Genomic DNA, 13,276 nt, shown 5'->3' with positions numbered 1-13,276 from the left:
GCGATAACGCCTCTCTTTTTTTATGCAGTAATGCATAGTTTGATTTTGCTTACTGTCATAAAATAAGGAAATTCACATCATGAAAATTCCATTGCAAAAAGGTAAAGTTATTAAGTACAGAAGGGAGGATAAGGTTAATGTGAAGAATACAGATCTAGTACCCATTTATAAAGAAATAGCAGATATTATCGGTATTGAGAATACTGTTATGCTTTATAAGAATTTTAAAGGTCAGCAGATCACGTTTCCGCAGCGTATATTTACGATTGAGTATGTTGCAAAATATATAAAAGAAAATCGCAATGGAGAGAGTGTCAGAGAGCTTGCTAAGAAATTTGGGTATACAGAGCGCCATATAAGGCAATTGCTGAAAGTGAAAAAATAATTTCCGGTGTCAGAATATGGCTGTAGGATAACTCGGTTTAAAATTCATTTTAAAATTAGTTAAATGGTTTATTTGGTAGGTACACTAAAAAAAACAATAGCGAAGGAGAAATAATATGTTTTGTGAAAAATGTGGAGTACAAATGCAGGATGGTTGGAAATGCTGTCCTAACTGTTCAGAAAAGGGAGTGGCAAATCCGGTGGAGAGAACCCGAGAAGACTTGAAGGAAGAATTGAATAGCTTATTATCAGAGGGTAAACAGTCTGCTGTTCTTGTGAATGGAACGTGGCAGTTATCAAAAGATTTAATTAAGTTATTAGACAGTGCGGAACGCCTGCGACTAGTTGAGCATGTAAGCAGAAAGTCAATAATCAGAAGATTAAAGCTTATCAGAATGCGTGAATATGTTGTGTGTACAGATAAACGATTTATTTATATAGAAAAGGCGGATACACCTATTAATTTACTGCCATTTTTAACAAAGGTCATTATAATATCCAACAAGGATATTTCGAACATCAGAGTTGGTAAGCGGGCTGGTATATTTACTGGTACACTGGAGTTTAATGTATTAGGAAAAACAACAAAATGGCTTGTTGTCAGTCAAGAAGCAGCAATGAAGATTAAACAGATATTAGAATGCTAAGTAGGCGGCAAAGGAGAAGATGATGTTTTGTAAAAATTGTGGAAAAGAGATAGAAAATTCATGGAAACGCTGCCCCTATTGTAGTGTGGAAGTTGAAAATAAGATAGAACGAGTTGAAAATATGAGTATAAAACATAAAGAAAAAGGGTAAGTTTTGGATACTTGGTGTTTTGGCTGCAATTTTGCTGATTATTATAGTGCCTAACTTGGGTGAGGCTGAAAGAAAAAGTAAGGTATCGGATCGGAATAATGTATGGTATTCAGAAGATATACAGGATTATCTGGGAATGACGATAGAAGAAATTGAAACAAAAGGATAAGAATTAACATTGGTTGATGCGGTAAAAGAATTGCAGCCATTAAGATACATCAATACAGAACAAACAGTTTCGCTATCACTTGGGGAAAGTGAAAAAGTGGTTTCTGCCAGTATTCATGGAGAGCGAGAAAAGGCACCCTCGCTATTTGGGATTCGCATTGGAGATAATATAAATACGCTGGCTGATTTATTACCAGCAGGTTTCGAAAGACAGACTGATCTATTTGGTGAAGATATAAGCCAAAGAGAGGATTATTTTTCATTTTTAAAAAGTGAGACCGGTGATACTGTTTCTTTCTTCTGTGATATAGAAAGTAAAGAAATATATGAGATTTCCTATTCTGCCAGTGGATTGAAAGCGGAGGAAATAGATGCAAATACATATGGCTTAACCACAGAGGAGTATGAAAATAGATTCAGTGCTTTGGAGGAATTTCATGAAGATCAGTTAGTGCAAATTACATCAATAAAATCCAAAGACGAAATATATGGGGGACAGGACTATTCCTTTGGCATTAAAAATAACTCGGGTACATCGATAAAAAGTCTGGTATTAGGAATATGTGCGTGGGATGAAAATGGTTTGCAGCTTTTATTATCAGATGATATGATAGGGGCTAATACAGAATATTTTATTGAAAAATCACGAGCAAATGTTAATCTTGTCGATGGTGCAGAAGGAGAAATTACTCATACTTTATATGCTAATGGTGTAAAATATATGAAGTTGATAGTTGTGAGATTTGAAACTTCGGATGGACAGATATACGAAAATCCGTACACAGAGTTTTTTAAGGAAATGTATGAGGATAAGGTATTAAACACTGAATATGGTATGACAGAATTAAGGGCGGCCGTAAGTAATCAGCATCAAGGTGAGGATAATAGTGCTGATTATATTATTGAGAACAGCAGCACTAAAAAACTGAACGTGGATGACATATTGCATTTGACGGAAGCTGAAAAACAGTTAGCTAGCAATGAAATTTATGCAAGACATGGGCGAAAGTTTATGGATGCTGCAATCCAAGAGCATTTCAATTCAAAGGCATGGTATAGTGGTACAATTGAACCGGATGATTTTGATGCAGATAAATATTTTAATCAGATCGAAAAAGATAATATTAACCTTCTTGCTGGAGAACAAAAAGAAGAAGCATCGCTTCAGGAAGAAACAGTTAATGATGCATTTATTGGAGTATCGGGTGGTTATATGTCTTCACTAGGCAGCGATGATAGATTACCATATCTGAATATTATAGTTTATTCTGATGGAACAATTAGTTGTAAGATTGATGCTATTGTAAATTGGGTTGAAGGCACTGCTACAATAGTAGATAATAACACCGCTGTTCTTAAAGAGTATGGTCTTAATATTAGACTTGTATGGTCTGATGCAGGGACGGTAACGGTATACAACGATGGCGAACATTGCGGAGATCAAGCTGTTGAAGATGCGATTGATGGATATACATATATTAATAATTCATACTATCAAGTAAGCTGAATGCGGCGCAAGTTAATATGTTAAATCAGAGATTGATATTTAACGATTTCAAATTGACTAGGAAGTAAAATAATCGATATTTAATTACATATTATAATAATGATACTAGAGTTTATGGCAGAATCCTTTTGAGGGTTCTGCTCTTTTATTGTGTCTGGAGGTGATACATTTGTTAGGTAAAGGAGTTTATGGCATTATCATCGGTGTTTTACATGTACTTAAAGACATCATTGAGGAATGATTAAAAAAGAGGAGGAAACAGATATGGCAGCAAACGTTGAAACTATGTTTTTTACAGGACGAGAGGCTCCCTGGCATGGGCTTGGTACGAGTGTCGCAGAGGCGCCCGATTCAAGGGAGGCATTGGAATTAGCCGGGCTTAATTGGCATGTAATGCAAAAGCCGATCTATACCGGTGAAGAGGTAATTCCCGGCTACAAAGCAAATGTCAGGGATCTGGATAATAAAGTGTTGGGCGTTGTTACCGACAGATACAAAGTCGTACAAAATGAGGAGTCTTTTGCATTTACCGATGCTTTGTTAGGTGAAGGTATTCGTTATGAGACTGCCGGTTCATTGCAGGGCGGTAGAAAGACTTGGATACTGGCAAGATTATGTAATGAGTACATTATCACGGGTGAACGAATCAGCCCTTATCTGGTATTTTACAACAGCCATGACGGCAGTTCCTGCATCCGGGTAGCGATGACACCGATCCGGGTTGTATGCCAAAATACATTGAATCTGGCATTGGCAAAGGCACAGCGGTCATGGTCGATGAAGCATACCGGCAATATTGATCTAAAACTAGAAGAGGCCAGAGAAACACTTTTTATGGCAGAGAACTATATGGGCGAATTGGGCAAAGGAATCGAAGATCTGCAGCGCAAGAAGTTGTCCGATCGAAAAGTAAAGGAGTATATAGAGGTGCTATTACCCAGAGAAGACGGCATGACACCACAGCAGCAGAAGAATGTAATCAGGTTGCAGGACAACATGAAGCGCTGTTACTACGATGCCCCGGATTTACAGCAGGTGGACAGTAACGCTTATCGGTTTATCAACGCGGTGTCTGATTTTGCGACACATCTAAAACCACTCCGGGTAACTTCTAATTTCAAAGAGAATCTCTTCGCGCGGACAATGGATGGTAACCCAATGATTGATAAAGCCTATTCGCTTGTGCAAGCAGCATAAATACGATTGGAGAAAAGAGCAGGTAGGATGGAAAGAGTATTATTACAACAGCTCCTCTGTCAGCAGATTTATCTGGAAAAAGAAGCCTTTAAAAAAGAAATCTTAAACGCATCAAAAGAAGATATTTATGCAGCAGCCTATAAAATTGACTGTATGCTTACGATCTACGAGCAGTTAGCAGAATTGAGCCAGAAGATGGATGTTGCCACACTATGCAGTGTGGTGACTTTGCCTGATATTCTGGCTCATTCTTATTCAGTATGGTTGGAGCGAGAAGATTCCGGATGGTTAGAATTACAGACGTGTCTGACAGAAGAAATAAATAAACGGACAGCAATACAGCAGGAGCAGGAAAGGATGGGAGCAGAATGAAAAAGTTAGTGTCAACATTAGACTTGCAGAAAGAAGAATGGTTGCGATATCGAAAGCAGGGTATTGGCGGCTCTGATGCAGGCGCAGTCTGCGGTTTAAATCCTTACCGGACAGCGATGGAAGTCTATTATGACAAGATCTCGGATGAGGCTGAATGTTTCGATAATGAGGCCATGCGGCTGGGGCGGGATATGGAAGATTACGTTGCCAGATGATTTGTAGAAGCAACCGGGAAAAAGGTCAGAAGAGCAAATGCGATGTACTATGATGAGCAGCATCCATTTATGTTAGCGGATGTTGACCGAATGATCGTTGGTGAGAATGCCGGGTTAGAATGTAAAACAGCCAGTCCGTATGTTGCGGATCAGTGGGCAGATGGAAAGATTCCGTTATCGTATCAGATCCAGTGCCATCACTACATGTCGGTATGCCAGACGGATGCCTGGTATATTGCCGTTTTAATCTATGGAAAAGAATTTAAGTTCCATAAAATAAACCGGGATGAAAAGTTATTGGCCCATCTGATTCAAATCGAACAGAATTTTTGGGAAAATCATGTGCAGCTTCGGCAGCTGCCGGAGCCAGACGGTTCAAAAGCTGCCGACCGGGTAATTGCAGAACGTTTTCAAAGCAGTAAGGCTGAGATTATCTTGCCGCTATCCGGATTTGATGAAAAATTAAAGCGCCGGCTTGAATTAATCGAAGTGATTGAGCGGATGGAGAAAGAGAAGAAGCGGATTGAGCAGGAGTTAAAACTGTATTTAGGTGATGCAGAGGCAGCAGAAAACGAGCGTTACCGTGTGGTATGGAAAGAGATTCATAGCTGGCGCATGGATGAGAAGCTTAATGAATTGAGGAACATAGAAAAAATGTACCAATTATAATGAGAAAGTGAGGGCAGGAGATGACCGAGATTAAAGCAGAGCTTGAACGAAAAGCAGAAAGTACCAAAGGCGAGAAGAAGCTGACGACTTCAATGAGTATTGCCGATCTGATCAGAGCAATGGAGCCGGAGATTAAAAAAGCGCTGCCGGAGGTAATCACACCGGAGCGATTTACCAGGATGGCATTGTCAGCGCTTAATACGACACCGAAGCTGGCAGAATGCAGCCAGATGAGCTTTTTAGCGGCACTGATGAATGCAGCTCAATTAGGTTTGGAGCCGAATACCCCGCTGGGGCAGGCATACCTGATACCGTACAAGAATAAGGGATGGTTGGAATGTCAATTTCAGATCGGTTATAAAGGATTGATTGATCTTAGTTACCGGAATCCGCTGGTGCAGACCATACAGGCGCAGGCAGTATATGAACATGATTACTTTGAGTATGAGTTAGGATTGGAATCAAGGTTGGTTCATCGACCGGTTTTAAAAGACCGCGGCGAAATTATCTTATTCTATGGATTATTTCGATTGACAAACGGCGGGTTTGGATTTGAAGTGATGAGCAAAGAAGATATGGATGCATATGCCAAGGAGTATTCCAAGGCGTTTGATGCATCCTTTAGCCCTTGGAAAAGTAACTATGCCGGGATGGCTAAGAAAACAGTTATTAAGCAAGCATTAAAATACGCACCGGTCAAATCAGACTTTGACAGAGCATTAGCAACAGATGAAACCATTAAGGCAGAACTGGCAGAAGATATGAGCGAGCTTTACGGAGCCGATATTTATGATGAGGAATATGAGGAAGCACAGAGCGCTTAGAAAGGGGTGATGTAAATGGATTATATGGAATTTATAAAAAGGATAAAAGAAAAATTGGAGATATTTTTAGGTCAAGAATATCAGATATCGGAAAAAGAGATCGCAAAGAATAATGAGGTGGTTGAAAATGCGCTTGTCTTTGTTAAGACAGGAACCGGAATCGGGAAGCTACAGAATATCTTAGAAGAAAAGCGTTATGAAATCAAACATGGTCTCTATGCAAAAGAGGATAACATAATCCTCGATACATACTTCAAAGATTGGCTTGAAGTATATAAGAAGCCATCATGTAAAGCCGGGACGATCGACTGTTATCAAAAAACATACGATGATTATATAAAAAAAGCCTTTGGTAAAAAGAAATTAAAAGAACTACGGCCGGAGCAAATTCAAAGCCACTATAACAAACTGGCAAAACAGTATTCGCAGCAGACCCTGAAATTGGTACATATTCTTTTAAACGGCATATATAAACAGGCGGTTAAAAACCAAGTCGTACAGCGAAATCCGGTTTCTTTAGTTACACTGCCAAAAGGAAAAGAACCAATTAAAAAGCGTGTTCCCAATGCGGAAGAACAAGCAATATTTCTAAAAGGTTTGGCTGGGAATGAGTGTGAAAACCTAATCCGTTTCGCGATCGGAACCGGAATGCGCATCGGTGAAATCCGGGCATTACAGTGGAGCAACATTGATTTTAATAAAAAGATCATCCATATAAAAGGAACATTTTAATTCAAAACTAAAGCAGGATATTGGATTGATCTGCCTAAGACAAAAACAAGCCTGCGCGATATTTACATGATTCCGCAAATAGAAGAACTGCTGCAAAGCGTTAAACAGCAGCAAGATGAACAAAAACGAATCGCCGGTCGATTCTGGAGGCCGGATAAAGATTTAGAGGATCTGGTATTTACTACGACTGCCGGTCGTCCATTCAGTTTGTCGAAAGCCAACGTAGAGATTAAAAAGGTTTTACAGCAAATACGCGAAAAAGGAATAGATATCCCGGATATAACACCGCATACCTGCCGGAAGCTCTTCGCCAGTCGTGGCTTTGAAAAAGGCATACCACCAAAAGTCATGCAGCAGTTCCTCGGTCATAGTTCAATCTAAAACTGTGTACAGATCTGGCGACAGGAAGTTTCACCAGAGCCGTCAGCATACTGGTAAATTCCGTCAGCCCGCATATTTCCGGACAGAGAAATAGCAGGTAGGGGAGCTACCTGCTATTTCGAGGGGAGTATAAATAATTAATAAGGGGTTGTAAAAAAAATTTTTTGAAGGGTAAATTCTTTTTACAAATGCATTATAATATAAATTGGTAAAAAATGCAATATATATTTTTACAAATATTTCAGGTTTTGTCGGTTTTGTCGGTAATGAATAATTTAAACGTATCTTGGAATACTAGAATTGCAGTAAAAAATTATTTTTCTTTTAGGAGGTAACTTAAAATGGCAAAAGATTCATATTCCAAGAACCAGTCTCAGAACTACTCTGAGAACAACATGAATAACTCTGAGTCTAACAATTCTAACTCAAAAAACAACAGCAGCAACAGCACATCCAATACAACTTCAAAGAACTCAGAGAGCAACAAGAGCAACAACAAGAGCAGCAACAGCAGCAGCAACAGCTCTAAGAACAACTCTTCTAAAAACAGCTACAATAACGACTACGAGTACTAAGAAATCAGCAGTAAATTGCTTGAAAACGGCATGGCCTTTTGGCTGTGCCGTTTTTGCATATCAGAAATGTACTTGTATCTTCCCATAACACAGACTTTTGACCACACCAGAAAACAGCAACATGCATATAGTAATAGTAGGCATTTTGGAAGGAGTGAAATCAGTATGGATTTTGAAATGATTGCGGCAAATGAGCTGGATCGGTATATCCGGGATAAAAATGCTTTTATTATAGATCTGCGTACCCCGCAGGAGTATGTTGCCCGCCATATTCAGGGTGCGGTAAATATTCCCTATGAAAGTCTGGAGAACTGCCAGTCCCTGCCGAGAAATATGACCCTGGTTCTTTACTGTGAAAGGGGATCAGTCAGCATGTTTGCAGCCAAGGAACTGGCGGCCAAAGGCTATCGCGTAAAAACAGTGATTGGCGGGATTCACGCATATCACAATGTACTGAGATAGATTAAAAAGCGCAGGAAAAACATTGACAGCCCAATCTGTCGGCATTAATATAGGAGTAAAGCTAAGAGATATGGGCTGGCAAAGGAGAGTACAATATGAAGCTAATGTTTGCATCTGATATACACGGTTCTGCATATTACTGCAGAAAAATGGTGAAAGCCTATCGAAAAGAGGAAGCGGGGCGCCTAATACTGCTTGGAGATATCTTGTATCATGGTCCCCGCAATGATTTACCCAGAGACTACGCGCCCAAAGAGGTGATTGCCATGCTCAATGACATGAAGGATGAGGTCTGCTCCGTGAGAGGCAACTGCGAAGCAGAGGTGGACCAGATGGTTTTGGAGTTTCCGGTAATGGCAGAATATTGCATGATTATAGAAGGTCACCGGACCATTTATGCCAGTCATGGACATGTGTACCACGAGGGCAATCTGCCGCCAATTGGGGAGGGGGACATTTTTATCCATGGACATACCCATGTGCCCATGGCAGAGAAAAGGGAGGGATACATACTGCTGAATCCGGGCTCGGCTGCGATTCCCAAAGAAGGCAGCATTCCCTCGTATGCAGTTCTGGAGAATGGGATTTTTACGATCAAAGGGTTTGAAGGAGAAATAGTAAAGGAGATCCGTTTGTGATGAAAACATTTGAATTGATTGCCCCCTGCCATTTCGGGCTGGAAGCAGTCCTGAAGCGGGAGATTTTGGATCTGGGTTACGACATCAGTAAGGTGGAGGATGGAAGGGTAACTTTTTTAGGGGACGCGCAGGCAATTGCCTACGCCAATGTGTTTCTGCGTACAGCAGAGAGGGTTTTGCTGAAGGTTGGATGCTTCCGTGCAGAGACCTTTGATGAGCTTTTTGAGAGGACGAAGGAAATTTACTGGGAGAATTACATTCCAAAAAGCGGTAAGTTCTGGGTTGCAAAGGCAACTTCCATAAAGAGCAAGCTCTTCAGCCCCTCAGATATCCAGTCTATTATGAAAAAGGCCATGGTGGAACGTCTGAAGAAGGTTTACCATCAGGAGTGGTTTGCGGAGGACGGAGCACAGTATCCGGTGCGTGTTTTTCTTATGAAAGACGAAGTGACCATAGGTATAGATACTTCCGGAGTTTCCCTGCACAAGAGAGGATATCGCCAGTTTACTGCCAAGGCGCCCATAACCGAGACGCTGGCGGCAGCCCTGATAATGCTCACACCGTGGAACAGGGAGAGGATTTTGGTAGATCCCTTCTGCGGCAGTGGAACCTTTCCCATCGAGGCTGCGATGATGGCAGCCAACATCGCGCCAGGTATGAACCGCTCCTTTTTGGCAGAAGAGTGGGACAATCTGATCACCAAAAAGTGCTGGTATGACGCAGCGGACGAGGCTGGAGAGTTGGTAGAGGATCAGATTCAGGTGGATATTCAGGGGTATGATATTGATCCGGATGTGGTGAAGGCAGCCAGAGAAAATGCGAAGCTGGCCGGAGTTGATCATTTGATTCATTTCCAGCAACGCCCGGTCAGCGAGTTGAACCACCCTAAAAAGTATGGTTTTATTATCACGAATCCTCCGTACGGGGAGCGCATTGAGGAGAAAGAAAATCTGCCCCAGTTGTACCGGCAGATAGGGGAGAGCTTTCAGAGGCTGGATTCCTGGTCTGAGTATCTGATAACCAGCTATGAGGATGCAGAGAAGTATATTGGGAGAAAGGCGGATAAAAACAGGAAGATATACAATGGGATGATCAGGACCTATTTTTATCAATTCCTGGGACCGAAACCGCCGAGATCAAAAAAATAGGGGGAAGCTTTTGATTAAAAAAGTGCAGACACTGCTGATTTTGGCTGTTATATGTCTATCCGGGTATCTGGTTTATGACATGTACCATGTTCAGATCAGACAGTGGATTGATCACACACAGAAAGAGACAGAGAGCCGTGAGGATACGGAGAGAGAAGATATTGAAACGGAAGAGGACGGCCACAGGGGGAAGGATCTGCCGGGAAGGTATGATTTGAGGGAGCAGCAAAAAGCTCCCTCGGTAAAGGATCAGGGGGATCTGGGGACTTGCTGGGCGATTACCGCATCCTCGTCCCTGGAGTCTGTTCTGCTACCCAAAGAACACACCGTATTCTCCGCAGATCACATTTCACTGCAGAATCCATATCAAAAGGGACAGGAGGACGGGGGAGCCTACACCATGTCCATCGCCTATTTTGCCGCATGGCTGGGACCTGTGAGGGAGGATCAGGACCCCTATGGAGACGGCAGCTCACCCAAGGGACTTGCCCCGATAAAGCATGTGCAGGAAATGCAGATGATTATGGACAAGGATATTCAGGATGTAAAGCGTCTGGTGTACAAGTATGGAGCTGTGCAGTCTTCCTTTTACATGGATATGGAAAGCTCGGCCCATACATCTGTCTTTTACAATCAGTTTGAAAAGGCGTACTGCTATCAGGGTGAAAAAGACCCCAACCACGATGTGCTGATTATCGGATGGGATGATGCATATCCCAAAGAGCGCTTTACCATGAATGTAAAGCGGGACGGTGCATTTATCTGTCAAAACAGCTGGGGAGATAAGTTTGGGGATAATGGTATTTTTTACGTGTCCTATGAGGATGCTCTGATTGCCAGCTACTGCTTGGCCTACACCAGAGTGGATGAGCCGGACAATTACGATCATCTATATCAGAGCGATCTCTGCGGCTGGGTAGGACAGCTGGGGTATGGTACGGATACATGCTACTTTGCCAATGTATATGAGAGCAAGGGAAAGGAGCGCGCGGAGGCGGTGGGATTCTACGCCACAGACAGAGATACCAGGTATACCATATATAAGACAGAATTTTTTGACAGCCCCCTCTCTTTGGCGGCGAGCAAAAAGGTGCAGTCAGGCACCTTGAAAAATCCGGGATACTACACCATTGATTTGGAGGAGCCGATCCAGCTGGAACCGGGTCAGAGATTTGCCCTTAGTATTAAGATAAAGACCCCTGGATCAGAGTATCCGGTTGCAACAGAGTACCAGGCGGATCAGAACACCAGCATGGTTACCATAGAGGACGGAGAGGGGTATATCAGCTCCAATGGATACAACTGGAAGCGCGCGGAGGAGGGATACGGGTGCAACCTCTGCCTAAAAGTGTATACTTCTGACATTTTTTGACAAAGTTGGAAAAAGTATTTTGCACGGGAAAGCACACCGTGATATAATCGGAGTAAACGGTAGAAAAGAGTGAAGATATGGAAAAGTGTATTATTTTTGCAACTGGAAATGAGGGAAAGATGAGGGAGATTCGGGAGATTCTGGCAGATCTAAAGATTCCTGTTCTTTCCATGAAAGAGGCAGGCGCGAAAGCGGATATTGTGGAAAACGGAACGAGTTTTCAGGAAAATGCGGATATTAAGGCAAAGACAGTCATGGAGCTGACCGGGCAGATCGTGCTGGCGGACGACTCTGGGCTGGAGATCGATTACCTCAACGGGGAACCCGGCATTTACTCAGCCAGATATATGGGGGAGGAAACTTCCTATGACATTAAAAACAAGAACTTGATTGACCGTCTGGAAGGTGTGCCTGATGAAAAGCGGACTGCCAGGTTTGTGTGTGCAATCTCCGCAGCTCTGCCAAGCGGGGAAGTCCTTCACAGTCAGGCAGCGGTTGAGGGGATCATAGGATATGAGAGCAGGGGGGAGAATGGATTTGGATATGATCCCATTTTTTACCTCCCGGAATACAAGTGCACTACCGCAGAGCTGTCTCCGGAGAAGAAGAATGAGCTGAGCCACCGCGGCAAAGCGCTCCGGATGATGAAGGAAAAACTAAAAACAGTACTGTAGGAGGGGAACTGCAGATGAAAATATTGATTGTCAGTGACACCCATCGCCGAGACAGAAATCTGGAAAAAGTGTTGGAAGAACAAAAACCCATTGACCGTTTGATTCATCTAGGTGATGCGGAGGGAAGCGAGGACTTTATCCGTCAGCTGGCGGAATGTCCGGTCAATATTGTGTGTGGCAACAATGACTTTTTTTGTGATCTGCCCAGGGAGCAGGAGTTTATGCTGGGGAAGTATAAAGTGCTGATCACCCACGGGCATTACTACTATGTGTCCCTGGATACACAGGAAATCAGGCGGCAGGCACGGGCAAGAGGTGTGGATATCGTCATGTACGGTCATACACACAGACCCGTGCTGGATGTGGGGGAACAGCTGACTGTTTTAAACCCGGGAAGTCTGTCCTACCCCAGACAGGAAGGGAGAAAGCCCAGCTATATTCTGATGGAGATCAATGAGCTTGGGGAAGCAAAATACAGGATTTGTTATTTAGACTGAAAAAATAGTAAAAAAAACGAAAAAATAGTTGACAATTGGAAATGGCTATAATATAATATGTCTTGCGTCACGAAAAGGGCGCAAGATAAGCCTAGAACGGGGTGTGGCTCAGCTTGGCTAGAGCGCCTGGTTTGGGACCAGGAGGTCGCAGGTTCGAATCCTGTCACCCCGATACGTAACACCATGCGGGTGTAGTTCAATGGTAGAACACCAGCCTTCCAAGCTGGATACGTGGGTTCGATTCCCATCACCCGCTCTTGAGTCTGTAGCTCAGTTGGATAGAGCAACGGCCTTCTAAGCCGTGGGTCGGGGGTTCGAATCCCTTCAGGCTCGTTTACCTGTATTTGCAGGTGGGCAATATTTAATAATGGTGGGTATAGCGCAGCTGGTTAGCGCGCCAGATTGTGGCTCTGGAGGCCGAGGGTTCGAATCCCTTTACCCACCCTTTCTTGGGCTATCGCCAAGCGGTAAGGCACAGCACTTTGACTGCTGCACTCGCTGGTTCGAATCCAGCTAGCCCAGCTGGCGAAAGCCGACTGGGGCAGAGGATTTGCCCGGAGAACTTATGGGATATTAGCTCAGTTGGTAGAGCACTTGACTTTTAATCAAGTTGTCCGGGGTTCGAATCCCCGATGTCTCATTCAATAAATTCGTAAAAACAAG

General features: G+C 42.9%; 14 protein-coding genes, 6 tRNA genes and 2 pseudogenes. All 22 read left to right on the top strand.

Going from position 1 to position 13,276, the window contains the following annotated elements:
* Positions 1–79 precede the first annotated feature (79 nt).
* The 22 genes and pseudogenes from AC0THY_RS18085 to AC0THY_RS17980 all read left to right on the top strand — a co-directional run bounded on the left by AC0THY_RS18085 (position 80) and on the right by AC0THY_RS17980 (position 13,253).
* Positions 80–385, top strand: coding sequence for a Mor transcription activator family protein (locus AC0THY_RS18085; RefSeq protein ID WP_489991983.1), 306 nt, complete (start codon positions 80–82; stop codon positions 383–385).
* Between the two features lie 115 nt (positions 386–500).
* Positions 501–1,031 (top strand): hypothetical protein, encoded by a 531-nt coding sequence (locus AC0THY_RS18080; protein ID WP_489991982.1) that lies wholly within the window; start codon positions 501–503, stop codon positions 1,029–1,031.
* A 19-nt stretch (positions 1,032–1,050) separates the two neighbouring features.
* Positions 1,051–1,182: a zinc-ribbon domain-containing protein gene (locus tag AC0THY_RS18075; protein ID WP_489991981.1), complete on the top strand. Its 132-nt coding sequence runs from the start codon at positions 1,051–1,053 to the stop codon at positions 1,180–1,182.
* Between the two features lie 178 nt (positions 1,183–1,360).
* Positions 1,361–2,857 (top strand): DUF5780 domain-containing protein, encoded by a 1,497-nt coding sequence (locus AC0THY_RS18070; RefSeq protein ID WP_489991980.1) that lies wholly within the window; start codon positions 1,361–1,363, stop codon positions 2,855–2,857.
* Between the two features lie 264 nt (positions 2,858–3,121).
* Positions 3,122–4,054 carry a DUF932 domain-containing protein gene (locus AC0THY_RS18065; RefSeq protein ID WP_489991979.1) on the top strand — a complete coding sequence of 311 codons (933 nt, stop codon included), beginning with the start codon at positions 3,122–3,124 and terminating at the stop codon, positions 4,052–4,054.
* A 27-nt stretch (positions 4,055–4,081) separates the two neighbouring features.
* On the top strand, positions 4,082–4,426 hold the full coding sequence (locus tag AC0THY_RS18060; RefSeq protein ID WP_489991978.1) for a hypothetical protein: 345 nt from the start codon (positions 4,082–4,084) through the stop codon (positions 4,424–4,426).
* A pseudogene (locus AC0THY_RS18055) lies at positions 4,423–5,310 on the top strand (YqaJ viral recombinase family nuclease). Before AC0THY_RS18060 ends, AC0THY_RS18055 begins: the two are co-directional and overlap by 4 nt.
* 20 nt (positions 5,311–5,330) lie before the next feature.
* Positions 5,331–6,134, top strand: a complete 804-nt coding sequence (locus AC0THY_RS18050) for a recombinase RecT (protein WP_489991977.1) — start codon at positions 5,331–5,333, stop codon at positions 6,132–6,134.
* 15 nt (positions 6,135–6,149) lie between these two features.
* Positions 6,150–7,247, top strand: a pseudogene (locus tag AC0THY_RS18045) (tyrosine-type recombinase/integrase).
* A 341-nt stretch (positions 7,248–7,588) separates the two neighbouring features.
* Positions 7,589–7,822 carry a hypothetical protein gene (locus AC0THY_RS18040; RefSeq protein ID WP_489991976.1) on the top strand — a complete coding sequence of 78 codons (234 nt, stop codon included), beginning with the start codon at positions 7,589–7,591 and terminating at the stop codon, positions 7,820–7,822.
* A gap of 165 nt (positions 7,823–7,987) precedes the next feature.
* Positions 7,988–8,284: a rhodanese-like domain-containing protein gene (locus AC0THY_RS18035; RefSeq protein ID WP_489991975.1), complete on the top strand. Its 297-nt coding sequence runs from the start codon at positions 7,988–7,990 to the stop codon at positions 8,282–8,284.
* A 95-nt stretch (positions 8,285–8,379) separates the two neighbouring features.
* Positions 8,380–8,922 carry a phosphodiesterase gene (yfcE, locus tag AC0THY_RS18030; protein ID WP_489991974.1) on the top strand — a complete coding sequence of 181 codons (543 nt, stop codon included), beginning with the start codon at positions 8,380–8,382 and terminating at the stop codon, positions 8,920–8,922.
* Positions 8,922–10,070 carry a THUMP domain-containing class I SAM-dependent RNA methyltransferase gene (locus tag AC0THY_RS18025; RefSeq protein ID WP_489991973.1) on the top strand — a complete coding sequence of 383 codons (1,149 nt, stop codon included), beginning with the start codon at positions 8,922–8,924 and terminating at the stop codon, positions 10,068–10,070. Before yfcE ends, AC0THY_RS18025 begins: the two co-directional genes overlap by 1 nt.
* Positions 10,071–10,080: 10 nt before the next feature.
* Positions 10,081–11,442: a lectin like domain-containing protein gene (locus tag AC0THY_RS18020; protein ID WP_489991972.1), complete on the top strand. Its 1,362-nt coding sequence runs from the start codon at positions 10,081–10,083 to the stop codon at positions 11,440–11,442.
* A 77-nt stretch (positions 11,443–11,519) separates the two neighbouring features.
* Entirely contained in the window at positions 11,520–12,116 is a 597-nt protein-coding gene (locus AC0THY_RS18015) for an XTP/dITP diphosphatase (RefSeq protein WP_489991971.1), read from the top strand.
* A 14-nt stretch (positions 12,117–12,130) separates the two neighbouring features.
* The gene (locus AC0THY_RS18010; protein ID WP_489991970.1) at positions 12,131–12,613 is read left to right on the top strand and encodes a metallophosphoesterase family protein; all 483 of its coding nucleotides are present in this window, start codon (positions 12,131–12,133) and stop codon (positions 12,611–12,613) included.
* A 97-nt stretch (positions 12,614–12,710) separates the two neighbouring features.
* A tRNA-Pro gene (locus AC0THY_RS18005) sits at positions 12,711–12,785 on the top strand.
* 13 nt (positions 12,786–12,798) lie between these two features.
* Positions 12,799–12,869, top strand: a tRNA-Gly gene (locus AC0THY_RS18000).
* 3 nt (positions 12,870–12,872) lie between these two features.
* Positions 12,873–12,946 (top strand) — tRNA-Arg (locus AC0THY_RS17995).
* Between the two features lie 37 nt (positions 12,947–12,983).
* Positions 12,984–13,057: transfer RNA gene (locus tag AC0THY_RS17990), tRNA-His, on the top strand.
* A gap of 6 nt (positions 13,058–13,063) precedes the next feature.
* Positions 13,064–13,135, top strand: a tRNA-Gln gene (locus AC0THY_RS17985).
* Positions 13,136–13,180: 45 nt separating this feature from the next.
* A tRNA-Lys gene (locus tag AC0THY_RS17980) sits at positions 13,181–13,253 on the top strand.
* Positions 13,254–13,276: the final 23 nt, after the last annotated feature.

This window comes from Ruminococcus sp. 8Y-12 (assembly GCF_058119865.1).
This window is presented reverse-complemented; position numbering and strand designations above follow the sequence as displayed.